At 39.2% G+C, this 22,614-nt stretch carries 21 protein-coding genes and 1 pseudogene; 8 read left to right on the top strand and 14 right to left on the bottom strand.

The genetic code is table 11. From position 1 onward, the window contains the following. Positions 1-284: 284 nt before the first annotated feature. The 5 genes from CRI88_RS11690 to CRI88_RS11670 all read right to left on the bottom strand — a co-directional run bounded on the left by CRI88_RS11690 (position 285) and on the right by CRI88_RS11670 (position 5,775). Positions 285-1,322: a serine hydrolase domain-containing protein gene (locus tag CRI88_RS11690; protein WP_101966639.1), complete on the bottom strand. Its 1,038-nt coding sequence runs from the start codon at positions 1,320-1,322 to the stop codon at positions 285-287. A gap of 232 nt (positions 1,323-1,554) precedes the next feature. Further along, positions 1,555-2,208 (bottom strand): DUF2306 domain-containing protein, encoded by a 654-nt coding sequence (locus tag CRI88_RS11685; protein WP_101966638.1) that lies wholly within the window; start codon positions 2,206-2,208, stop codon positions 1,555-1,557. A 65-nt stretch (positions 2,209-2,273) separates the two neighbouring features. Continuing rightward, positions 2,274-2,696: a GNAT family N-acetyltransferase gene (locus CRI88_RS11680; protein ID WP_101966637.1), complete on the bottom strand. Its 423-nt coding sequence runs from the start codon at positions 2,694-2,696 to the stop codon at positions 2,274-2,276. Positions 2,697-3,089: 393 nt separating this feature from the next. After that, positions 3,090-4,058: an ABC transporter substrate-binding protein gene (locus tag CRI88_RS11675; RefSeq protein ID WP_180957798.1), complete on the bottom strand. Its 969-nt coding sequence runs from the start codon at positions 4,056-4,058 to the stop codon at positions 3,090-3,092. Positions 4,059-4,176: 118 nt separating this feature from the next. Beyond that, positions 4,177-5,775: an AraC family transcriptional regulator gene (locus CRI88_RS11670; RefSeq protein ID WP_101966635.1), complete on the bottom strand. Its 1,599-nt coding sequence runs from the start codon at positions 5,773-5,775 to the stop codon at positions 4,177-4,179. Positions 5,776-6,248: 473 nt separating this feature from the next. Between CRI88_RS11670 and CRI88_RS11665 the strand changes: the two are divergent. The 4 genes and pseudogenes from CRI88_RS11665 to CRI88_RS11650 form a co-directional block, all read left to right on the top strand. Next, positions 6,249-6,925, top strand: a pseudogene (locus tag CRI88_RS11665) (beta-propeller fold lactonase family protein); the annotation flags it as partial. A 453-nt stretch (positions 6,926-7,378) separates the two neighbouring features. After that, positions 7,379-7,606, top strand: coding sequence for a hypothetical protein (locus tag CRI88_RS11660; protein WP_036126135.1), 228 nt, complete (start codon positions 7,379-7,381; stop codon positions 7,604-7,606). A 310-nt stretch (positions 7,607-7,916) separates the two neighbouring features. Continuing rightward, positions 7,917-9,266 carry an IS1182-like element ISBsp5 family transposase gene (locus CRI88_RS11655; RefSeq protein ID WP_101966634.1) on the top strand — a complete coding sequence of 450 codons (1,350 nt, stop codon included), beginning with the start codon at positions 7,917-7,919 and terminating at the stop codon, positions 9,264-9,266. A gap of 420 nt (positions 9,267-9,686) precedes the next feature. Then, entirely contained in the window at positions 9,687-9,926 is a 240-nt protein-coding gene (locus CRI88_RS11650; RefSeq protein WP_089935053.1) for a hypothetical protein, read from the top strand. A 421-nt stretch (positions 9,927-10,347) separates the two neighbouring features. On the opposite strand, the gene deoD is transcribed toward CRI88_RS11650, so the two are convergent. After that, entirely contained in the window at positions 10,348-11,055 is a 708-nt protein-coding gene (deoD, locus tag CRI88_RS11645; protein WP_036126140.1) for a purine-nucleoside phosphorylase, read from the bottom strand. Between the two features lie 213 nt (positions 11,056-11,268). Continuing rightward, complete coding sequence (locus CRI88_RS11640; RefSeq protein WP_036126142.1) at positions 11,269-11,481, bottom strand: YozE family protein; 213 nt, start codon at positions 11,479-11,481, stop codon at positions 11,269-11,271. A gap of 251 nt (positions 11,482-11,732) precedes the next feature. On the opposite strand from CRI88_RS11640, the gene CRI88_RS11635 reads away from it, so the two are divergent. Continuing rightward, positions 11,733-13,574, top strand: a complete 1,842-nt coding sequence (locus CRI88_RS11635) for a methyl-accepting chemotaxis protein (RefSeq protein WP_036126144.1) — start codon at positions 11,733-11,735, stop codon at positions 13,572-13,574. An 894-nt stretch (positions 13,575-14,468) separates the two neighbouring features. Here the strand turns inward: CRI88_RS11635 and msrB are convergent. From msrB to CRI88_RS11610, 5 genes are all read right to left on the bottom strand, one after another. Continuing rightward, on the bottom strand, positions 14,469-14,897 hold the full coding sequence (gene msrB / locus CRI88_RS11630; protein WP_089932174.1) for a peptide-methionine (R)-S-oxide reductase MsrB: 429 nt from the start codon (positions 14,895-14,897) through the stop codon (positions 14,469-14,471). Beyond that, positions 14,890-15,423, bottom strand: coding sequence for a peptide-methionine (S)-S-oxide reductase MsrA (gene msrA, locus CRI88_RS11625; protein ID WP_058843200.1), 534 nt, complete (start codon positions 15,421-15,423; stop codon positions 14,890-14,892). Before msrA ends, msrB begins: the two co-directional genes overlap by 8 nt. A gap of 12 nt (positions 15,424-15,435) precedes the next feature. Next, positions 15,436-16,017, bottom strand: a complete 582-nt coding sequence (locus CRI88_RS11620) for a YpmS family protein (RefSeq protein WP_036126152.1) — start codon at positions 16,015-16,017, stop codon at positions 15,436-15,438. A gap of 4 nt (positions 16,018-16,021) precedes the next feature. Beyond that, positions 16,022-16,951 carry a GDSL-type esterase/lipase family protein gene (locus CRI88_RS11615; RefSeq protein WP_230593921.1) on the bottom strand — a complete coding sequence of 310 codons (930 nt, stop codon included), beginning with the start codon at positions 16,949-16,951 and terminating at the stop codon, positions 16,022-16,024. Positions 16,952-17,384: 433 nt separating this feature from the next. Continuing rightward, positions 17,385-18,227: a DegV family protein gene (locus CRI88_RS11610; RefSeq protein ID WP_036126157.1), complete on the bottom strand. Its 843-nt coding sequence runs from the start codon at positions 18,225-18,227 to the stop codon at positions 17,385-17,387. Between the two features lie 275 nt (positions 18,228-18,502). On the opposite strand from CRI88_RS11610, the gene trhA reads away from it, so the two are divergent. Next, positions 18,503-19,138, top strand: coding sequence for a PAQR family membrane homeostasis protein TrhA (trhA, locus tag CRI88_RS11605; RefSeq protein WP_036126159.1), 636 nt, complete (start codon positions 18,503-18,505; stop codon positions 19,136-19,138). A 13-nt stretch (positions 19,139-19,151) separates the two neighbouring features. Here trhA and CRI88_RS11600 read toward each other — a convergent pair whose 3' ends face one another. Together CRI88_RS11600 and CRI88_RS11595 are read right to left on the bottom strand one after the other, a co-directional pair. After that, positions 19,152-19,646, bottom strand: a complete 495-nt coding sequence (locus tag CRI88_RS11600) for an HIT family protein (RefSeq protein ID WP_101966633.1) — start codon at positions 19,644-19,646, stop codon at positions 19,152-19,154. Between the two features lie 58 nt (positions 19,647-19,704). Continuing rightward, positions 19,705-20,181 carry a dihydrofolate reductase gene (locus tag CRI88_RS11595; protein WP_101966632.1) on the bottom strand — a complete coding sequence of 159 codons (477 nt, stop codon included), beginning with the start codon at positions 20,179-20,181 and terminating at the stop codon, positions 19,705-19,707. Positions 20,182-20,342: 161 nt separating this feature from the next. Between CRI88_RS11595 and CRI88_RS11590 the strand changes: the two genes are divergently transcribed. Further along, on the top strand, positions 20,343-21,260 hold the full coding sequence (locus CRI88_RS11590) for an alpha/beta hydrolase (protein ID WP_101966631.1): 918 nt from the start codon (positions 20,343-20,345) through the stop codon (positions 21,258-21,260). Positions 21,261-21,322: 62 nt separating this feature from the next. Continuing rightward, positions 21,323-22,519: a class I SAM-dependent rRNA methyltransferase gene (locus CRI88_RS11585; protein ID WP_089932180.1), complete on the top strand. Its 1,197-nt coding sequence runs from the start codon at positions 21,323-21,325 to the stop codon at positions 22,517-22,519. Positions 22,520-22,614 lie beyond the last annotated feature (95 nt).

Below are 22,614 nucleotides of genomic sequence, written 5' to 3'. Positions count from 1 at the left end.
AATTTTTATTTAATGCCCCTCTACGCTTTTTTGTTTAGCTATTACCTTATTAAGCTACTCAAAAAATTCAGTAAGGGACAATACACGACAACGACTGAATCGAGGATTGTCATAATAACCTTTATATTAATTGTTTGGAGTATTAGTTATACACTCGCAAGCAGTCAATAGCTTCATAGGTAATGAGAAGAAAAAGCACTTACACACAAGGGCAATATTCGACCAATGGCTATTAAACATTAGAGCCTATGTGTAAATTTGTTTCCACATAGGCTCTATTTATTTTATAAGGTTTGAGCTGATAATAATGCTGCTTCTATGCCCTTCATGATGTTCATAGCTCCACTCGATTTATTTGAACAGACAACTACTTTGGTTGAGCAGTCAGGATAATAAGCTGAATGGAAGCACACACCTGGATCGTATCCCATCACATGATATTTTAAAATAGATTGTTCACTGTTTTTCTTAATCCATACACCATACCCGTAACTATCACTTTCATTCATCTCAACATGAGGCGTTAGCAGTTGTTTTGTGACAGCTTCACTTAAAAGGTCAAAGTTCATCAGCGCATGCCACAGCTTTGACATATCCTTCGCCGTTACAAATGCTCCTCCATCCGAACCTCCTTTTACAGGTAAGGAGTAGATATTTGTTTTCCATGTACCATTCGGGTTATCTATGTATCCTATTGCAGTATTAGATGGTAGAGAATCTAATGAGAAATAGCCCGATTCCTTCATATTCGCTGGCTCAAATACATTTTTTTGAATGTAGTCAGAAAAGTTCATACCAGAAATATGCTCAACAACTAAGCCTAATAAAATATACCCGGCATTGTTGTAATGAAATCTCTCCCCTACTCTATATTTCATCGGCCGATCCTGAAATAAAGGTAAGAAATCACACAATGTTCGAAGTTGATACATTGGATTTTCAACCCATAATTCTTCAAAATTCTCCATTTCTTCCTCATCAAAATAATCTGCAATTCCTGAGGTATGCGTTAGCAGATGTTCAATAGTAATCTGCTCATCCAAATGCTTAAAATGATGGTTTAAACAGTCACTTACTTTACTGTCCAAAGAAAGCCTTCCTTTTTCGATAAGCTGACAAATAGCAATTGCAGTAAAAAGTTTACAGCCAGATGCAATACCAAAACGCGTTTTTGTGTTATTTTCGATTTGCTCCGAGCGATTTGCATAGCCAAAGCTTTGATTGACTAAGGCAGCCTTCTCTTGATTTTCTACTAGAATTGTTCCTGAAAAATCAAGATTCTGTTGTATGTCCACTATAATATTTTGTAATTTTGTATGCATAGTCATTCCCCTTATTTCTCCAAAGTAACTAAATAATAACTTCTCTTACTAAAACAATACTCTACTACTGTTACCTTGTCGAGAATATTCGCATAATTATGAGGAGAAGGATGTGCATACTGAGGAATGGCTAAAGAGTCAATTGCTGGTATCCTATCTTTACAAGCACAGAAATGATTACTAGTGATTATTGAATTCACTATGCTTTACATTCTCTTTAATCTATTGCAAATCAAGTCGTCTTTGTTACATGTCGATTGTCTATAAAGACATGAAGCTTGCGCTGAATATACCATTCCATCACGAATAAATTTGGCACCCAACATAACCACGCGATGACGGCATAACTATACTGGAAATTTTCAAAGCCAAATAATACAGTAAATAAGGGGAGGTAGATTCGCAATGTCACTGCCGCAAAGGTTAAAGCATAATTTCTTAGCATCCATTTTTGATGTCCTTGGATGTTTCTTTTTTTAATGTTAGCTAGTGCTTGAAACATTGTGATGAGCCAGCCTATAGATAATAAAGCGAAGCCTAGCTGTGCTACCCATCCCCCAGTTGCGTGAAATGCTAAATAAAGTCCTACCACACCACCGAACAAAATACTAACCATGTAGATGCTACCTAATCGTTTATGACGTTTCATATTTTTCTCTCTTAAGGTGGAGGACAATGTAAAAGGGCCGATTACGAGGGCTAATACACCAAAAATGATATGAATGTAAAGCATACTATACCAAAAGGAATTCAATGTAGCGCTAAGCATGAGCTTTAATTGAACAAACCCAGCCTGTTGTGCATGGAATACGATATATTGAACGACCGAATAGCCCGCTATCATTATCGCCAAGCCACTTACAATGAACCACCATTTTTTTCTCATACTACAGCTCCTTTCTTTTGAAACCTAATATTGCAATTGACTACGCTCTGACATAAAAATAGCCGTTACAGACTATTAGTAGTGCAGTTGTAAAGGCAGGCAAAACGCTCCACACCTGGGTATTTTTCACCTAAGCTTGTAATGTGAAACCCAATATTTTTATAAAAATGGACTGCTTCTTCGTCCGTTTCTGCATAAATCGTAGAAAATGAATAGTGTTCTTTCAAATATCGAATCATCTCACGTCCAATCCCTTTTCCACGATTCGTTGGTGATACAGCAAGATGTTTAATTTCACAGTGATTTCCATCCCTCTTTGCGATTCCGATACACCCCACCATTTCTTGCTCGATGCTATAGCCATATAACACTCTTTCTGGACTTTCCATATATAATTGGTACTCTCTAGCTACTTTCTTGTCTGAAGTGGCATAGGATAATAGTACTTTCACTTCGGGTTGGATATTGCTTGATTGAATTTGTTTCATAAAACGCAACCTCTCTATTTCTATCAGTAGTCATTGAATAATGTGTCAATTACTATCATGTTCTACCATTTTAATAGTCATCTATTTTATCTATACGAAACCGTTGTTTATCTAATGAATTCAGCTCCTGACCAACCGTCTCTCTTCATTAAAAGCACCTCCATCTAACTACTAAATTCCTGTTACAATGATCGTAAAAATAGAAAGAAGGTGTATGATGGACCTATTGTTTGTCATTCTTATTTTTGCTGGGATGTACCAAGTTATTAGTAAGCCTCTTTTCATTGTACCGTAAAGCTTCATTTTTTTTTACAAATAAATGTATATTTATTTTTTATCTAACAACAATAAAGACCACTCATTACGAGCGGCCTTTAATGATTTATGTCATTCTCATTGTTTATTAGTCAACATTTTTACTACTTCTTTGATTTGCAGCTCTAATGATATTGGATCATTGCCCCAGAATAAATCTGGGTCCAGCTTGAACACTCGGTCATTTTTCACGGCGTCTAGTGACTTCCAAAGTCCCTCACTCTCACCCCATACTTCTGAGATTAAATCTCCCTGATCGATGAAAATATAATCACCAGCATATTCAGGAATGACTTCGTACGAAACTTGTCGATAGGACTCTTTCCCAATCATTTCCTTCTGTTGTTTCGCTGGTGGCTTTAATTGAAGATGTTTGTAGATGGCTTCACCACCCCTATAGCCTCCGTCACCATAAATATAAAATCCTTTATCTACTACAAAAACGCCCATAAGTGCAAAAGTATCGTCGGGTTTAATAATATTCGCAAGCTGTGCTCGTGCTTCCTCTGCGGTCTTATCTAAATGCTTAATCCATTGCTCGGCTTCATCTTTTTTGTCCAAAGCATCGCCCAAAAGACGCATTATTTCATAAATATCACCTGAAGAGCTATAAGGGAGCGCAAGCGTAGGTGCGATTTTCTCATACTGCTGAAGAATCTTTTCATCACCCACCCAAGTGATGATTAAATCCGGTTTCAGCTGAACGATTGTCTCCAATGATCTTTCCCCAGTGGTTTCAATGCCATCAATCTGATCTTGAATTACTTTGTTCTCCAAATCCCATTGGGTAGAGCCGATTGGCTTGATACCTAACACAAGTAATTCTGGTAAATAGCCGTCTGTTATAATCCGCTTTGCTTGACGTGGTATTTCAATATCACCACGTTGTGTTTTGATTATTTTTGTAGCTGATTCTGTTGTTTCAGCTGTTTTGGAAGTGTCCTTATTAGTATTGGAATCGGCGCTGTCATTGGCATTGCCACAAGCCGTCAGTATAGCGAGTAAAGCAAGAAATACTATTGATTTTAACACCTTATGTAAGTACAAGATTGTACCTCCTTGTTTGATAATGATTATCATTCGCGATGATATATTCATTATAGAGGCAGTCTTGTACAAGGACAACGCCTATAAATTGGATGTTGCATAGGGAAAATTGTTGGATTTAACTTTGATTAGTGAACAATTTTACCATTACATCAAGTTGAATCTCCAAAGACAGACCATCATCAAACCAAAATTCATTAAGCTTAAGTAAGTGTAATTGGCAGCCTTGTTCATACACTAACTGTTGCCACACGGAACGCTGCATCAGTTTGGTGCGGAAAGATTCTGTATCATCAGTTGGTACAATCAAAAACATATGATTGGCCGCATACAGGGGCAAATCCTGCTCTTTAACTTTCAGATGTTTACCAGGTTGAAGTACCTCCTGTTGAATGGCCTGAGGAGCTCGTAGTCCTAATAGCTGGTATAAAGTGTAGGCGGAGCGCACCGATAGATAAGGGATCAGCCATAAGTTATCGTGACTTAATTCAAAGATACCTGCTGTTGAGCCTGACTGAAGAAATGGTGTGATGACTTTTCTTGCCTCTATAGCGGACTGCTGTAGCTGCGCAATCCAATCTTCAGCCTCTTGTGTTCGCCCAAGGAGTGTCCCAAGCAGTCGCACCTCTTCAAGCTTGTCTAACTGTCCCCATGGAATCGTCAGAACAGGAGCAATTTGTTCGAGTGCTTTCATTACTTCAGGGTAGTTATAAAAATAAGTTGGTGCCACGATTAACTCCGGGGCTAGTTGATGTATCACTTCTATTTGGTCAAAAGATTCTATCTCTACTATGTTCGGCAATCGTCTGTGCAATAGCTGGGATGATTGAAGCAGCTCTCGTGTTGTAGCGAGGGGCTGAATTCCCAATGCGAGTAATGCCCCAAGAAATTGTATACTAACGATACGGTTGCTCTGCTTCCTCTTGCGAAAGCTACTAGGTGAAAGATGAACATACTTGGTGAACGTTTTTCCCAAATACGAGCCGTCTGCAAATCCTGTTTTCAACGCAATATCCTGCAATTTGTCATTTGTTCCAAGTAGCATAAGCTTCGCTTGGTCAATCCGAATTTGATTCACATACTCAGCAAAGCTCCACCCTGTTTCCTTCTTAAACAGCGAGGAGAAATAGCTTTCGTTAAAGCCTGTCATGTTAGCCATAAAAGAACGTGTTAGCGGTGCTTCAAAATGTTGTTTGATATATGTAACAGCCTGCTGAATAGCTTGATCGTTCGTCACAAAACTGTTATCAATACTCTTTCTTTCAAAAATCGTATCGAGGAACTCGTGCAGAAGCAAATGGAGCTTAGGGGCAGCATTTAGTTTCTGCGTTTGAGAAAACTGCCCTATCAAATTTTTCAGCAGCCCTTCCGCATATCGAGGAAATTCCATGACCTGCCCATGCGCAGGCAAATGGGCTGTATCAATCACATATAATAACGCTTCTTTCTCACGTTTAGCCAATCGATAACTATTAAATGAGATGCTGTAAACTGGCGCAAATCCTTCGCTAGTGCTCGGGACGATATGGCTGTCCTTCTCTGGGTACAAAAGCAAGACGAATTGCCCTTTTCCTATACGACAAGTACGTTGCTCTGCTCGAATGACTATCGGTTGTGTAGGAATGATAATCATTGGAAATAACCCTGTCAGCGTAACGGAACTCAGTGTTCCCTCGTCCGCTAGAAGTCTTAAATCCAGAAGCTCATATGTTAGCATTTTCCTAGACCCTCCCCTGTCATATATAGTGTTGAATATTATTTTAAAACAACTAAACTATAATCTACCATAAAAAATCCAAAAGGCTTTTAAAATCAATCAGCTTTGCTTAAATATAGGCTCTGTCCAATATTCAGAAAAGTAATTTAACAAAACCAGTTAATAAGGTGAAACTATTGATGGGCATACTTCTAGAAGGAAATACAAGACCATTACACTGAAAGGAATCCCTTCACCTAATAGGCAAAATACTGATTTTGGAAGTTTATCTTTATCACTTTCATCAAACCATCCTAAACAACCATCACATTTTTCAGAAGTATTTGGATTAGGTAAACGTACAGTAAGCCCAATTCTGTACGTATATAGTATCACTATATGTTAGGAAGGGTGTTCGTGTGGAGAAAAAACATCAATCTTTAAAAAAATTCAAGCTAAAATCAAATCCAAATTGTCATTGTCGTTGTTGCTGTCCTTGTTGTCGTTGTAAATGTAAACCACCATTTTTACCGATACCACCAAGTTGTAACTATCTCGTATATGTGACAGACGCTGGTCAGCTAGTATCGCCTGATAATAAAGTATCTGTAATTGATACAGCGACAAATACGATAGTCGCAAACATACCCGTAGGATCTGCTCCTCTCGAAGTAGCGATTACACCAAACGGAGCATTTGGTTATGTTCCAGCGCTCTTCTCGGATAATGTTACGGTCTTTAGTACTGCCACAAACACACCAATCGCTGGTAGGCGTTAATCCTTTGGGTGTCACCATTTCACCGAATGGAACACTTGCTTATGTATCCAATCATGGATCTAACACGGTATCTGTCATCAATACAGCCACTAATACTGTAACCGCAACTATCCCAGTAGGGCTCCAGCCTCAGGGCATTGCTTTTACTCCAAATGGCGCGTTTGCTTATATTGCAAACGAAAATTCAAATGCAGTATCTGTTATCCAATACAGCTACGAATACGGTGGTCGCTACAATCCCTGTCGGCATTCGCCCAAGATCCATTGTTTTCACATTGAGTGGACAATTTGCTTACGTGACAAATGAAAATAGCAACACTGTATCCGTCATTAATGCTGTAACCAATACAGTAGTTGCTACAATCCCTGGATTTAACGGTCCTACTGGTATAAAAACGGGAAACATCTGCAACTAGCTTTTGACACCCTTGACGAACAATAAGTAGCAAGTCATATTAAAGAAAAAGCAACCAACTCTAGACGACCATTTGATTAAGATGGTCGTCTAGAATTGGTTGCCTATATCATGATGTAATGAGCGAATGCTAAAACGTTGAATGCTCATCTAGTTTTGGAATAGTAGTAAGTCTCATTCGTTTTTACCATTTATATACTATTTTACGTTCCTCTATGTTACCATCTATAATAGACAAAATGTTTATTTAGCAAATAAGCAGAATGACTAAAATCATTTATCAATAAAATTAGAGGGTGTGCAATTAATGGGGTTCTTTGATAGGTTTTTTTAAAAAATAGAGGCTGTTAATAAAGAAGAAGTTGCTGTTGCTGAACTTGAATCCGAGTTTTATTTAGAGTCTGCACTGGATGAAGCCAATCAATTTTGGGTGGAAATAGCACAAAATCTTATCGTGAACGCAGTTAAGGCAACTGTGAAGGGAATGTCTCTCGAGGAAGTAGAATCCATTTTAGGTATAGGTGAATTTGGAGGAGATATGACTACACCCAATGCTACAACAGAGACCTATTGGTATGAAGGAGTTAGTGGCGGTTCTGCTCAATTAATTTTTTATAACGGTACATTAGGCATGAAAGAAGAATTTGGTCTACAATAATGAGTTTTCTATTATTTAAACAGGACTTGCTAATGGCAAGTCCTTCAGACTGTAGACAAACTCGATGAATTTTGAGTTTGCCTACAGTCTTTTTTCTTTTACAATGAAATAAAGTAAAGCCGTTGATTTCCACTACGGGCGGACGCTTTCCGCGGGCGGGGTCGAGCTGCTTCCCTCGCTTCGCTCAGTCCAGGATCTCGACTTTCCCGCTTTTCCCGCAGGAGTCGCCGCCCTTCGTTCCAATCAACTTCTACATAAAGAATTCCTTATTCATCTATTGATAAAAAGTAAACTTTTGAGGTGATCAACCATGATGACGAAGAATCAAACCAATGAACGTGAACAATTAGAAATGTTAACGATTGATCAATTAGTTCCCAACGATCATTTAGTGCGAAAACTAGAGGCTGCTATTGATTTTTCATTTATCTATCCTTTAGTAGAAAATCTTTATTCACCTAATGGGCGTCCAAGTATTGATCCTGTCGTTCTCTTCAAAATGACGTTTATTCAATATGTTTTTGGCATTCGCTCCATGCGTCAAACGATCAAAGAAATTGAAACGAATATGGCGTATCGTTGGTTTTTAGGATTTGGCTTCCATACAGAAGTCCCGCATTTCTCTACCTTCGGTAAAAATTATGTCCGTCGCTTTCAAGACACCGATATATTTGAACAGATATTCTATCGTATATTAAAAGAAATTATGCATCAGGGACTCCTCCATGCAGACCATCTATTTATCGATTCCACGCATGTGAAAGCGAGTGCGAATAAACGGAAGTATGATAAAAAGGTCGTGCGAAAAGAAACACGGGCTTATGAAGAGAAGCTTCAATTAGAGTTAAATATGGATCGTGAAGAACACGGAAAAAAGCCCTTTCCCCCGGAGAAGTTTGAAAAGGAAGAATGGAAAGAAATAAAGGAAAGCACGACAGATCCTGAAAGTGGCTATTACGTGAAGGATGAACGTACGAAACAGTTTGCATATTCCTTTCATGCAGCCACAGATGAAAAGGGCTTTGTCTTAGGTGCCATTGTGACTCCGGGAAATGTGCACGATAGCCATGTATTACAGCCACTTGTGGAAAGGGTCATTCAAAATGTTCAAAAACCATTAGCTGTTGCGGCAGATGCAGCCTATAAAACACCAGCGATTACGAACTTTTTGTTAGAGAATCAAATGTTGCCTGTTCTTCCGTATACACGTCCTAAAACGAAAGATGGATTCTTCCGAAAGCACGAGTATATATATGACGAGCACTATAATTGTTATCTTTGCCCACAAGGGCAGATATTGAAGTATGCGACAACGACGAAGGAAGGATATCGCCAATATAAATCGAATCCTTTGATTTGTTCGAAGTGTCCAAGCCTTTCCCGATGTACAGAAAGTAAGCATCATCAAAAACTCATTCAACGCCATATTTGGGAGTCATATGTGGAGGAAGCTGAACATTTACGCCATTCCTATGACATCAAACAAATTTATGCAAAGCGTAAAGAAACGATTGAGCGTGTCTTTGCCGATGCAAAAGAAAAGCATGGTATGCGATGGACAACCTTAAGAGGTCTAAAAAAATTGTCCATGCAGGCGATGCTTACTTTTGCTGCCATGAATTTGAAGAAACTGGCTACTTGGACGTGGCAAGTAGCTTAAGAGAGCAACTAAGCTCGAAGAGTATGTTGAATTTGGTAGTATATTACCAAATGTTAAAAATAAAATAGGAAGAAAAATGACAAAAACCATCGAGAGTGAACTTCTCGATGGGCTTTTGTCTACAGTCTGCAGGACTTGCTAATGGCAAGTCCTTTTGTTATGCTCGCACAGGCTCTCTCACATATCAGTCCATAAACCGCTTGCTGTGTCAATCCAATAAAGCCATTAATGCAAGGTTTTAATGTAACAGCAGAGAGCAAATTACGTAACTAATTATCCATCTTAATGTATCTCGATTCGCTCAATGCTGTTCTGTGGCACTTGAAAAAGAAGAAGCACACCAGCTTATTGATACAACGGTTATTTATGGTAAAATTAGGTGGTATTTAGTTAATAATTTTATTCAAAAGGGGATTTAAAATGAAGAAACCGATTTTATCAATCGCTGTATTTTTACTAAGTTTTTTCTCATTACTTATTTCGCTTAAATTATTTTGGAATTTAGGTATTTATGTTGATGAGTATGGTACAAGTCCTTCTGTTGTTAGTGGTGGAGAATTTTGGCATTCCATGGATTGGTTAAGATTATTTTTACTGTTCCTGCTGTGCGTAGTATCGTTTATCAGTATTTTTAGTACGAATCAAAATAAGAGTAATTAAAGTAATAGCCATTATTAAAAATTAAAGAAGGATGAAGGAATTATATGAAATTGTTTAGAGGAATTTGGGGTATATTATTATGCTTATATGGTGTAGCTTTATCTATCAAATATTTCCAGAATGTCAGTGAAGGATGGAATATAATCCTTCATGCTTTATCTGGGAGTTTATGTATTTTAGGAATTTTACTAATTAGTAAAGCGATAAAAATGAAAGTGTAATCAGAAGTGACTTTCAACCTATCCAAAAATTAAAATAGCAGTCGTTACAGACAAGTCCTTATGTAATGCTTCCTCAAATCACTTCGATTTAAAAAGCCCATTAGGCTCTGATTTACTCAGTCACCTAATAGGCCATTCATATAAATCTTTAAAGGTTAATCCTTTGAAATTTAGTCCAATTCAATAAACCGTTGGTAAGCTTAGTCTTGAATCGCTGCGTCTAACGCAACCACGATCATGTCATTGAACGTTGTTTGACGTTCTTCAGAAGTTGTTACTTCGCCGGTGATAATATGATCACTTACTGTTAGAACAGCAAGTGCTTTACGGCCGAATTTGGCAGCTAATGTGTAAAGGGCTGCTGATTCCATTTCTACAGCTAGCACACCATATTGTGCTAGTTTTTCGTTTTGGTGCTCGTCTGAGTAGAATAAATCTGCTGTGAAGATATTCCCTACTTGTAAGTTAAGACCAGCCTCTTTACCTGCGTTGTAAGCTTTTAATAATAAGTCAAAGTCAGCGATTGGTGCGAAGTCAATAGCACCACCCCAAATGATTTGGTTCATACGTGTGTCTGATGTTGCGCCTTGCGCTAAAATGACGTCACGCACTTTAACATCCTTTTGAATTGCACCACAAGTACCTACACGAATTAATTTTTGCACATCATATTCTTGCATTAATTCTGTTGCATAGATAGAAATAGATGGCACACCCATACCTGTTCCTTGTACAGAAATACGTTTACCTTTATACGTACCTGTATAACCAAACATATTACGTACTTCATTGTAGCAAATTACATCTTCTAAAAATGTTTCTGCAATGTATTTTGCACGTAATGGATCTCCTGGAAGTAAAATTGTGTCAGCGATTTCACCTTTTTTTGCATTAATATGAATACTCATACTACAATCCCTCTTTTCTGTCAGTTATCACTATAAATAATACTGTGTTTCTGTCATTTACGCAATGCTAGACGTCTAGCAACTAAAAATATTTATCTTGATTCAGCGACGCAGTTCAGAACATGAAGCGCTTAGGTTAACTTCTACTCTTTTGCCCGAAAAATCTGGACGCCAATTCGCCGAAGCATCATCGATCTTTTCATACAAGCAAGCTTATTCCTCATAAAGCGCCCATAAAGTATCGAATGTTTCGATTGTTAAGTTTTCCGTAGCGTAGGATTCAATATAGTCGGACAGCTCATGAAAGTCTGTGCTCTGTTTTGGAAAATTATGCTCCTGAAACATTTCCTCTGCAAAGCGGACTTTAGGGTCTGACCAATCACCTCCTCGGAATGTTAATACATACAAATAAAAACTTTTTTTCATGAAACAATTTCCCCTTTTTAAAACATTGGCTTTTCGCTAGTGTATCAAAAAAAATAGCTTTCGTCATAATTCCCACCACTAAGATATTTTACCTATTCATGCTTTTAGAACTATTTTCTCGGACAATACTGACTTTAGTCACGGTGTATTTTATCTGAAAAATTTAAATTTTTAGAAATAATAATAGAAATATCTAGTAAAATAAGATAAAATTGAAATCGATTATTGAAAAAAATAGGAAGGTGATGGCGATGAAAAAAACTCAAAAAACTCGTAATACAGCGAAAAAACGCCCGTCTCTCTTTATGCTTAGCTTTTTGAGGAAAAGGCAAGCTGCTACAAAAGAGGAACCCGGGAACAATCCCCCTCCTATTAAAGTAAAACGACAACGTTTTTACCATTTAATTCGGGGCAAAGTGCTTATTATGTTTGCGCTGCTTATTGTGATTAACGGTATAATGGGTATATTGTCTTATGTCAATATACAAAATTTGCAGCAGCAAATGGAAGACTTTACGAAGAAAAACGTCCAAGAGCAGTTAACTGTCAATCAGCTTGCGTATGAAATTGCTCGACTAACAAATTTAGAACAATCCTATTTAATTACAGGTAATGGTATTTATTCTACTTCTTATCATATGAAAATTGATACTATTAACAAAAAGCTGTCTGCCTTAAAAGAACAATTTCAAGAACGACAAGTAGAGCTAAGTCATATGCAGGCCATTGAGCAATATTATAAAAATTACCTAGATTATTCAGACAAAGTCATGACGATGCGCGACGAACTCGGACTTGAACAAGCCCGTAAGCTCATGATGGGTGCCACCGGGGAAACGATGAAAACGCATATCGATAACAATATTGAATCTATTAATGTGGTCATGGACGAGTCGAATAAAACCAAATTAGACAAGCTTAATCAACAGGTCAATCTTTCCATTACTACGTTCTTTATCGTGTCAATTGTTGGCTTTTTAGCAATCATCATTTTTGGTTATATGCTCTTTAAATCACTTAAACGAAATACACAGGCTATTAATGACTCCATCCTTGATATTGCACAGGCAGGAGGCGATTTGACAAGACGTGTAAAAGTACGTAATCGTGATGAATTTTCAATCATTGCGGCCTCGACGAATACATTAATCGAGTCAATTTCTAATTTAATTCGCCGTGTCAGTGAATTAGCGGATCATGTATCAAGCAGTAGCCAGGAGCTGATGTCGTTAGCTGATGAAAATGCACGAACGATTCAGGATATTGCTGATGCCACAGCTGATATTGCCAGTGATAGTGACAATACGATTTCAAGTATGAATAGTGCCCAGCAAAAGATGAGCGACTTAGAGCATGCCGTGCATCAATTAAATGAACAAGCAAGTGCCGTCCATCGTGCCTCTGTCGCTATGCAGCAAGCAGCCGATGAAGGCAGCCGCTCTGTGGAACAATCCTCGCTTGTTATGCAATCCATTGAAGAAACGATGGCTTCCACAACGTCCACGGTCGAAGCATTAGGTCGTAAATCTGCCGACATCACATCGATTATCGGCACCATCACAGCCATTTCTGAGCAAACAAATCTTCTCGCATTAAACGCGGCCATTGAAGCGGCACGCGCTGGCGAACATGGACGAGGCTTCGCAGTTGTAGCAGATGAAGTTCGCAAGCTTGCAGAGCAATCACAAAGCGCAGCGAAAGAAGTAACAACGATTGTGACGTCCATCCAGCAGGAAGTTACGTCAATCATTGCCCAAAATCATGAAGGAGTGACAACTGTTATCCGAGGCGTGGAAGTAACAAATGAAACGAACCAATCCTTAGCCAATATTTTAACGCATACAGAGGAAACAACGACGATTATCGCAGCTATGGTAGATAAAATTGCGACTACACTTGACTCTAGCAATGCAGTAGCAAGTGACTTCGTGCATGTCAATGCCTATGCCGAGCAATCAGCAGCCAACACGGTAACCTCAGCGGCAGCCGCAACACAGGGCTCCGCATCCATGCAGGAAATCAACGCAGCAGCCACCGAGCTCGCCCAACAAGCAGATAGCTTACGTAACCTAGTGAGCGAATTTAAAGTATAAGTCACTCGAAGGAGGATCCAGCATTTTGCTGGTTCCTCCTGCATTTTGAGGGGCTGTCCTTTCAATTTGAAGATTCGATCATTCAAATAAAGGATTCTCTGTTGAAATGGTGGGCTATCCTTCGTTTTGCTTCTATCCATCGATCTATGAGTTTTATCCTCTACTTTGCTGGTTCTATCCATCAATCTGAGCGTTTTATCCTTCAATCTACTGAGTCTCTCTTCATTTTGCTGGGCTATCCTTCACTTTATTGGTTCTATCCATCGATTTGAGAGTTCTATCCTCTACTTTGCTGGTTCTATCCACCGATCTGAGCGTTTTATCCTTCAATCTGCTGAGTCTCCTCTCATTTTGCTGAGCTATCCACCACTTTATTGCTTCTATCCATCGATCTATGAGTTCTATCCTCTACTTTGCTGGTTCTATCCACCGATCTGAGCGTTTTATCCTTCAATCTACTGAGTCTCTCTTCATTTTGCTGGGCTATCCTTCACTTTATTGGTTCTATCCATCGATTTGAGAGTTCTATCCTCTACTTTGCTGGTTCTATCCACCGATCTGAGCGTTTTATCCTTCAATCTGCTGAGTCTCCTCTCATTTTGCTGAGCTATCCTCCACTTTATTGCTTCTATCCATCGATCTATGAGTTCTATCCTCTACTTTGCTGGTTCTATCCACCCATCTGAGCGTTTTCTCCTTCACTCTGCTGACTCTCCTCTCATTTTGCTGAGCTATCCTCCACTTTATTGCTTCTATCCATCGATCTATGAGTTCTATCCTTCAATCTGCAAAGTCTATCCTTCCACTTTGCAAGTTCCTCCTCATCAGTAAATTCATCACCTTAAGGTTACAAAACAAAAAAATCCTAGCAAGAGCTACCTTGCTAGGATTGGATTATTTAAATAACGATTGATACTCGCCATAGCCTTCTTTTTCTAAATCTTCTTTGGGGATGAATCGGAGCGCTGCTGAGTTAATGCAGTAGCGCAAGCCTCCTTGCTCACTTGGACCGTCTGGGAAGACATGTCCTAGATGGGAATCCGCTTCTTTACTGCGCACCTCCACACGACGCATGCCGTGGGATGTATCGAAAAACTCGGTTACTTGCTCTTTTTCAATCGGCTTGGTGAAAGCTGGCCACCCACAGCCTGAGTTATATTTATCGAGTGAGCTGAATAATGGTTTCCCAGAAACAATATCTACATAGATGCCTTCTGCAAAATGATCATCGTATTCATTGCGGAATGGGGGCTCAGTGCCATTTTCCTGTGTGACGTAATATTGCATATCTGTTAATTCTTTTAAACGTTGTTCTTTACTCATGTTTATTCCCCCAGTGATGCTCCTGGAACGCTCTGCGACCGGATCCAATCGAATAGCGCTCATAGTGCATTGGATTTTTCTTATAATAATGCTGGTGATAATCCTCAGCCGGATAAAAGGTGCTGGCTGGCAGGATTTTTACCATGATTGGTTTATCAAATTTCCCAGACGCTGCTAAATCTGCCTTCGAGCGTTCTGCTAACTCACGTTGTTCCTCATCATGATAGAAAATGGCCGTTGTGTAAGACTCTCCACGGTCAAAAAATTGACCCCCTGCATCAGTTGGATCAATCAATGTCCAAAAAATCGCTAGTAATTGCTCGTAGCTATATAATTCATCATCAAAAACGATTTGTACAGCTTCTACATGACCTGTTGTTTCAGAGCATACCTGTTCATAGGTAGGATTGACAACATGTCCACCTGTATAGCCTGATAGCACTGAGACAATGCCAGGTGTTTCGTCAAAGGGCTTGACCATGCACCAAAAACAGCCCCCTGCAAAGGTTGCGTATTGCTTTGCCATTGTTTTCACTCCTTATTCACCAGGAACAATAATTTCCAATAGAATTTTATCATTTGGTAAGTCTAATTCTTTGGCACGGACACGTGATCCTGAAGCGATGTTGATGCGGGATAAATCGATATAGATTTCCGCTTCATTCGGATGCACCGTAATCCATGAAGGAAATTCCACCGAATCGCGCATAATTTTCATAGTCGTTTCTGGTGGAATTTTCAGTAGTCCAACATTCATTCTCGTCTGCTTTAAAATAATATTGCCTTTGTCATCTACAATCGGTTCAAAATTCATGGAAATCGGAACTTCCGTATAAAATGCCGTTAGGGTGCTTCGTAATTGAATATCATTACCAATTGTAAAATCAAGCGGTAAAGGTGAGCCCTTCGCTGCATCCTTTAAATACTTTTTCGATATCGATTCTAATTCCTTTGTTGTTGTTTGCACAACGAGTACATTCCCTTTGCTTTCACTTTCACCTGCTGAACTCTTCGCAACGTTGACGCCATCCACTGGTCTAGTTGCTAAAAAAACGACGAGGAGGATTGCAAAAAGCACTGTGCCTGCTAAGGCGAAAAACGCGACTTTCCATTTATTCATTTTGTCACTCCTCGAAGCCTATTGCCTTGTTAATCTTTTTTTCCATACCACACTGCTCCATTGCTGCTAATATACGCTCTGTCATTTTTTCATATCCCTTTGCGTTCGGGTGGAAAAAATCTGTATGATAGACGAGCTCTTCATTTGAATCAAATAAATCTTCTACTGATACATAGCAAGCATTGGAATCCTTGCTTGCTACTTCTTCAATCACATTATTCCATTCTGTGATAATTGTATCAAATTCATTCGCCTCATTGGTTACAATTGAAAATGGATTATAAAAACCAATGAGTAGTATGGGCACTGTCGGATTTTTTGCACGAATGCCTTCTACGATTTTGCTGTAACGTTCTTTATATGCTCGCAGCTCCTTATCAAAAGCGTCCCGCTTCAAGTTAAATAAATCCTGCTTGACGACCTTCATGACATCATTGCCACCCATTGTTAAGGAAATAAGCTGTGCTTCTTGCAACTCTTCATCATAATGCCCTTTTTTCACTAATTTTAGTAGTTGATCACTGCGTCTACCTCGTTTGCCTCGATTATCTACATCTACATCTGAAATCGAGGGCCATGCGAGCAATGAATCTGCTAATCTTCCAACATAACCGTCTTGACTATACTCATCACCGACACCATCTGTTAACGAATCTCCAAGTGCCAAGTAATGTAGTTGCTTTGCTTGTTCTTCATCAATTTGCGATAAATCCTCTGCTGATGGCTCAAAAAAATGTTCAAATATTTGTGTCAACATATTCTTAGAGGGTTTTTCCTCATCCTCTGTTTGTTGCTCATCCTGCGTCATATCTTGCTCCGTCCCTGCTTGCTCACCGTCAGGTTCTGCTTGCGGATTCGGTTCATCGATTGATATTGCACAACCACTTAGTACTAAGACGGTCAAACACGACAACATAAATCGCCAAATGTCCATTTGACCACCTTCCATCCCTTTCTATTACTTCTATTATAGAATAGTTCATGCCGCAATGAAAAGTGACTAACCCTTAGTTCTCCATAATTTTGTGCTCCTGCCAAGTTTCTTCACTGGGTAATGTGGCTTTATAATAGGAATAGCTAGTGTTTGTTCATGATTGGTGGTGAAGTGTTTTATTTCGAGTAAAGTCGCTCACCTTTGATGGCAGTACCCTCATCTGATTCCAAGACGTTCAGCTTTGAGGCAAATGCGCCCATGCCTCATTCGAAGCCGCTCAGCCTTGAGGCAAATGCGAAGCTACTCTTCTTTAGCGGTAAAGCGCTCTTATTTAGAGTGCAGTCGTACAAAACGCTCATCTCTCGAATGTGTCCAATATGATCTAAGCATGAAAAAAAGCCACTACAATTACTTATGTAGTAGCTCCTCACTATTATTCTGCAAAATAAATAAAACCGATGGCTCCTGGGCCTGTGTGTGTCGAGATGATTGGGGATGTGAATGCAATTTCTACATCGTTAAAACCCGTCTCTTCGATTAAGGCTTTTAATGGATTGCCCATCGTTAATAGGCCATCTGCATGGGAAATGCCCACTGCCTTGACTGTTTTTCCAGCTGTGTCTTCTTGAAATTGTTTAAATAAGTAATTGACTACCTGCTTATGGCTACGTACTTTTGATACAGGGTTGTAAACGCCGCCTTCAAGGTTGGCAATGACTTTGATGTTTAGAAGTGAACCGATAAAGCCCTTTCCTTTACCAATTCGACCACCTTTAATTAGGTTTTCAAGCGTATCTACAATAACATATAGGTAGGTATTGTCACGTACTTTGTCCAGACGTGCCACAATTTCCTCTACGGTTGCGCCCTCATCACGCATGCGGATGGCTTCACGTAGTTGAATAGCGAGACCAATCGCTATAAAGCGTGAGTCGATGACTGTTACATCAGCGTCTGTCATTTGTGCCGCTTGGCGTGCCGATTCCACTGTTCCGCTCATACCACCTGTCATATGGATGGAGATAATTCGATCCCCATCTTTTCCAAGCTCATCATATAATTCTTTAAATTTCCCTGGAGCTGGCTGTGAACTTTTCGGTAAATTTTTCGCATTTTTCATTAAGCCTAAAAAAGACTGCGGCTCTAAATCCACACCATCTGTATATGTTTGACCATCAATTTGAATCGTTAAAGGCACGATATGTATGCCATGTTGTGCTACTTCTTCTTTTGTTAAATCACAAGTTGAGTCCGTTATTATATGAATTCGTCCCACTTCGACACATCCTTTTACTTCATTAAAATTTATTATATAGACTAATGAATCATTATGTAAACATGACATTTGTCATTAGGTAATGCCCTGTCCTAACTTGCATGTAAACGCTACCTTGGATACTATAGCGTTTTCGCCCACCTCTTGTCTATCAATGCCCCTCAAAGAATATGACAGCCTTATGACATTTTTGATATGAAATATATGACAAATGTAAATGTTCAAGAATAAATTATTGGGGTATAGTAAATACATGAACGAAAGGAGTGTTTCAAATGGTGGATTCATTTGACTATAAATCATGGAAAGAAGAGCTATGGAATGCCATTACACACGGTATTGGTTTCGTTGTTAGTATTCCGGCACTGGTTGTCTTATTGTTAGCAGCCGTCCAAACAGGAAATGCACTACATATTACAACCTTTAGCATTTTTGGTGCGTCTGTCATCATTTTGTTTTTAATGTCTACATTGCTACACAGTATGCCAGGAAAATATAAACACTTTTTTGCTATTTTGGACCACTCGTCCATTTATATTTTAATTGCCGGCACCTATACGCCGTTTTTATTAATTGCTGTTGGTGGCACACTAGGCTTGACATTATTATGTATTATTTGGTCACTCGCTGTACTCGGTGTACTGTTTAAATGTTTCTTTATTAATCGTTTCGAAGTACTTTCCTTGATTTTTTATATTGGTATGGGCTGGTTAATTATTTTCGCCATTAAGCCCGTTTATCTCTACTTAGGTTTTTATGGCTTTGCTTTGCTGCTAGCAGGTGGGCTATTCTATACCATTGGAGCAATGTTTTATGCATGGCGCTCCCTACCCTACAACCATGCGATTTGGCACCTTTTTGTACTGGCGGGCTGTGCTTCTATGTATGCTTGTGTCTATTTCTATTTATAAAAAAAGGCTCCCTTCATAAGGAGCGTTTTTTTATGGATTCTCGTAAAAGCGCAATGGCTTCCTTTACCTCTTTGTCATTCTCTTCATCATTCAATTTATGCCTAGCATGCAGTAAAATTGGTCTTAGGGATTCAACAGAACGCCCAAATCCATTCATCCACTCATAGCGAGGCACCATCCAAGTATGAAAGTGGTGTGTCGTATCTTCATTGTAAAAGTAATAAACATATTCTATACCTAATACTTCCCTTTGAGCCTTTCTAATTGTTGTTAAGAGGTTAATATAGTCCATTTTTTCATGTTCTTCTAATTCATCGAAGCCATGAATATGACGTTTTGAAGCTAAAATGACTAATCCCTTTATGGGGTACGCTACATCCTGGTGAGCGTGAAAATAATCCGTTTCAACGACAACACCTCCATTGGGTTCAATTTGTCCACTTGTGATTGCACAGCTCAAACAATCAACATGAGCCATTTCTCCACTCAATAATGTTATTTTTCCCATCGAATCTCCCCTAAACGCAGAATAAGCACGGTCTACTAAAACCGCGCTTGTCTCACCACTATTTACGTTCAAAAATTTGATATTGGAATGTATAGCCTTCTGGTGCTGTTTCAGGCTTTTCTGATGATATTTCAATAAAATCCTGCTCATAGCTTGGGAAATAGGTATCTCCTTGGAAGGCATGATTAATTTTTGTAATATATAAACGATCTGCCTTCTCCATCACTAAACGGAAAATTTGCTCACCACCAATAATCATGATTTCAGGTACATCTCCAGCTTGTGCTAATGCTTCCTCTAAGCTTGTCACGATTTCAATACCATCCGCTTGGTAGTTCTCTTCGCGCGTAATGACAATGTTGCGACGCCCTGGAAGTGGACGACCAATGGATTCGAATGTTTTACGTCCCATTATCATCGGCTTACCCATTGTTTTCTCTTTAAAATACTGCAAATCTCCTGGTAAATGCCAAGGCATCCCGTTGTTATAACCAATGACATGGTTGTCATCATGTGCCACAATTAAAGAAATCATACTGTCCCTCCAAATACTTTCATCTTTTTTATTATAAACATAATGAGCGTATTTCACCTCATTTATGAATGAATTTTCTTTTTATAAAATTAAATCCTAGTAAAATTATATGAATAGTTTATAATAGAGATATCCAACGTCACGATAAAGGAATGATGAAGATGACTACTTTAAGAAAAGAAGCTGTTCATTATATTGAAGCCCAGCATACGGGCACACCTTATTACCAAGTTACCCCACAGGAAGCAAGAGCAATGCGCACAGCTACGCTTTGGCAATCACCACACAGACCAAAGCTAGCATCCATCAAGGATTACAATATTACGGTGCGAGATGGAGCTGCCATTACACTTCGTCTCTATACGCCTGTCCTTGACAAAACATTACCTGTCATTGTTTATTACCATGGTGGTGGCTGGGTTTACGGCAATTTAGAGTCTGTCGATGCAGGCTGTCAGCTATTAGCAGACCAAGCACAGGCGATTGTCGTATCAGTAGACTATCGTTTAGCACCAGAATACCCCTTCCCAACTCCCTTATATGATGCCTACGATAGCTTAGTATGGGTGTCTGAGCATATCAAAGCCTTTGGTGGAGATGTCAATCGCTTAACTGTTGCTGGGGACAGTGCAGGTGGAAATTTAGCTACCGTTGTTGCTTACTTAACTACTACATTGGGTGGTCCAGCGTTACAAGCTCAAGCACTAATCTATCCCGTGACAAATGTCGACTTTACAACGGAATCCTATCAGCTTTTTGGTGAAAACTACGGCTTAGATGCACAGGGCATGCAGTGGTTCTCTCAGCATTATACAGATGAAGCAAACTTTACAAACCCGCTCGTGTCCCCTCTTCAGCTAGAGAATGTTCGTAACATGCCTAAAACAATCATCATAGCTGCTGAGGCTGATGTTCTCTATGATGAAGGACTAAGCTATGCAGAAAAACTAAAAGCTGGTGGCGTTGCAGTAGAACATGTCACAATGCCAGGTCTAATTCATAGTTATTTCAGTAAAATGAATTATTTTGAAGATGCCACAAACGAAACGGTGGCAAAAATTGTGGAATTCTTGAAATAAGTTTGGCTATCCAGCTCAAACAGTGCGATAATAGAGCAAAACGTTTTTTAAAGGATGACATGATGACACAAACAATGACATTACAAATACAACTGCCCTATTCTGAGCAATTAAAAAAAGGCTATCCACTTATTTCAAAGGATGCGGTCGATGCAAGACGCCTACCTTCTGAGCAAGGTACGCTTCTCAAGCTCATGGATCACCATAATCGTTTTATTGGTACAGGATACTACGGTATTCAAAATAAAGGGATTGGCTGGGTGCTAACAACTGATGTGAACGAAACCATCGATAAGACTTTTTTCATGAAAAAATTCAAAAAAGCCATCGACAATCGTGCAGCATTTTTCAACAATGAAAACACAACAGCCTTTCGTGTATTTAATGGTGAAGGAGATGGCATCGGCGGTCTCACGATTGACTTTTTTAATGGCTACTACATGGTGAGCTGGTATAGTGAGGGCATTTACTCCTTGAAAGATGTCGTATATGAGGCGCTTGCTGAGACGGTGAACTACCAAGCTATTTATGAGAAAAAACGCTTTGATAGCAAAGGGCAGTATATTGAACAGGATGATTTTGTGACGGGCACGCCTGGTGAATTTCCAATCATGGTGAAGGAAAATGGTATGACATACGCAGTTCATTTAAACGACGGAGCGATGACGGGGATTTTCCTAGATCAACGCGAGGTACGTTTGGCTATTCGTGAGCGTTATGCAAACCATACAAACATGCTTAATACATTCTCCTATACAGGAGCATTTTCAGTGGCAGCTGCTCTAGGAGGCGCCATGAAAACAACAAGTGTGGATGTAGCTAAACGCAGTCTTGCCAAAACCATTGAGCAATTCAGTGTGAATCAAATTGATTATGAAGCACAGGATATTAAAGTAATGGACGTTTTCCATTATTTTAAATATGCGCAGCGTCACGCCTTACAATTTGATCTTGTTGTATTAGACCCACCTAGCTTTGCCCGTACGAGGCAAATGACATTTTCAACAGCAAAGGACTACCCTAAATTACTGAAGGATGCCATTGCTATTACCGCTAAAAATGGCATCATTGTCGCTTCCACAAATAATGCTAGCTTTGGGATGAAAAAGTTCAAAGGCTTTATTGACCAAGCATTTAAAGAAACCCGTACACGCTATAAAATTGTAGAGGAATACGGTTTACCAAAGGATTTCCGTGTTTCACGTGAATACCCTGAATTTAATTATTTGAAGGTCGTCTTTATTCAAAAAATGGACTAACAGGAATTCAAGACAGAATCATTTCTTTATGATTCTGTCTTTTTATATAAAAAAGTGACCTAAGAAATTCATTTCTTAAGTCACCTCTGAATACT

The organism is Lysinibacillus fusiformis, from assembly GCF_002845985.1.
GTDB classification, from domain to species: domain Bacteria; phylum Bacillota; class Bacilli; order Bacillales_A; family Planococcaceae; genus Lysinibacillus; species Lysinibacillus fusiformis_D.
This window is presented reverse-complemented; position numbering and strand designations above follow the sequence as displayed.